Source organism: uncultured Mycobacterium sp., assembly GCF_964249325.1.
Classification (GTDB): domain Bacteria; phylum Actinomycetota; class Actinomycetes; order Mycobacteriales; family Mycobacteriaceae; genus Mycobacterium.
Genome location: NZ_CAXUCH010000223.1, coordinates 1 through 1505, shown reverse-complemented (window position 1 = coordinate 1505; position 1505 = coordinate 1). Strand labels below are relative to the sequence as shown.

Genomic DNA, 1505 nt, shown 5'->3' with positions numbered 1-1505 from the left:
ACCCCGGCACCGGTCGCCGATCGCCGGCCACTGCCGCCGCGCCCGCCATCCCAGTCGCAGCTGCGGTTCGACCGGACAACCGGGCAGTGGGTGATCATCGCGGCGCTGCGCCAAGACCGTACCTACAAGCCGCCGCCCGATCAGTGCCCGCTGTGTCCGGGTCCGACCGGGCTGACCAGCGAGGTGCCCGCACCCGACTACGACGTCGTCGTCTTCGAAAACCGGTTCCCAAGCTTGTCCGGGGACGGTGAATCGCCTCTGCCGACGTCTGAGGGATTCGTCTCGGCGCCGGGGCATGGGCGCTGCGAGGTGATCTGCTTCTCCAGTAACCACACCGGCTCGTTCGCCGAACTGGAACCGGCGCAGGCCCGGCTGGTCGTCGAGGCATGGCGGCACCGCACCGCGGACCTGATGGCCCGGCCCGGAATCGAGCAGGTGTTCTGTTTCGAAAACCGCGGCGAGGAGATCGGGGTGACGCTGGCCCATCCACACGGCCAGATCTACGGCTACCCGTATCTGACCCCGCGCACCGCCGCTATGCTGCATCAGGCTGGCGACCATCGAAAACGCTATGGCAGCAACCTTTTCGCGGACCTGCTGGCCTGGGAGCTGGCCGACGGCAGCCGAGTGATTGCACGCACCGACTTGTTTACGGCGTTCGTGCCGTTCGCCGCGCGCTGGCCGGTGGAGGTGCACATTTATCCGAACAGGTTCGCGCACAACCTTCTTGAGCTCGAGCCGCGAGAACTGGATGATTTCGCGCAGGTCTACCTCGACCTGCTGCGCCGGTTCGACCGCTTGTACTCCGGCCCGCTGCCGTATATGTCGGCGTTGCACCAGTTCGCCGACACCGACGCTCAGCGGGAGGGGTACTTCCACGTCGAGCTGATGTCGATCCGGCGCAGCGCGGTCGCGCTCAAGTACTTGGCAGCGTCCGAGTCGGCCATGGATGCCTTCATCAGCGACGTGACGCCCGAAGACGTGGCCCAGCGGCTGCGAGACCTCGCATGACCGTCCGATACGCCGCACCGGGCCGGATCAACCTGATCGGCGAACACACCGACTACAACCTCGGTTTCGCGCTGCCGATCGCGCTGCCGCAACGCACCGTGGTGACGTTTGCGCCGGACGACAGCAATGCGGTCAGCGTGTGCAGCGACCGCACGGAGGGCTCGGTGCGGATTCCGCTCGACACCGCCCCGGGTGAGGTGACGGGTTGGGCCGGCTACGTGGCGGGGGTTATCTGGGCGCTGCGCGCCGCGGGCCACCCAGTGTCCGGTGGCGCGATGTCGATCAGCAGCGACGTCGAGATCGGTTCGGGCCTGGCGTCTTCGGCGGCGCTGGAGTGCGCGGTCCTCGGCGCTTTGACCTCGGCCGCAGGCGTGCGTATCGACCGGATCGAGCAGGCGCGGCTCGCGCAGCGCGCCGAGAATGAATACGTCGGCGCTCCAACGGGTTTGCTTGACCAGCTAGCTTCGCTGTTCGGGGAGCCGTCGACGGCGCTG

At 67.6% G+C, this 1505-nt stretch carries 1 protein-coding gene and 1 pseudogene (1 of these 2 running past the window's edge); both read left to right on the top strand.

Annotated features, from left to right (window positions below):
- Positions 1 to 1011, top strand: a pseudogene (gene galT, locus ACFE99_RS20610) (galactose-1-phosphate uridylyltransferase); it begins 82 nt to the left of the window's first position.
- The coding region (locus ACFE99_RS20605) for a galactokinase family protein (protein WP_375488267.1) at positions 1008 to 1505 on the top strand (498 nt) is incomplete at its 3' end. The pseudogene galT and the gene ACFE99_RS20605, both read left to right, overlap by 4 nt.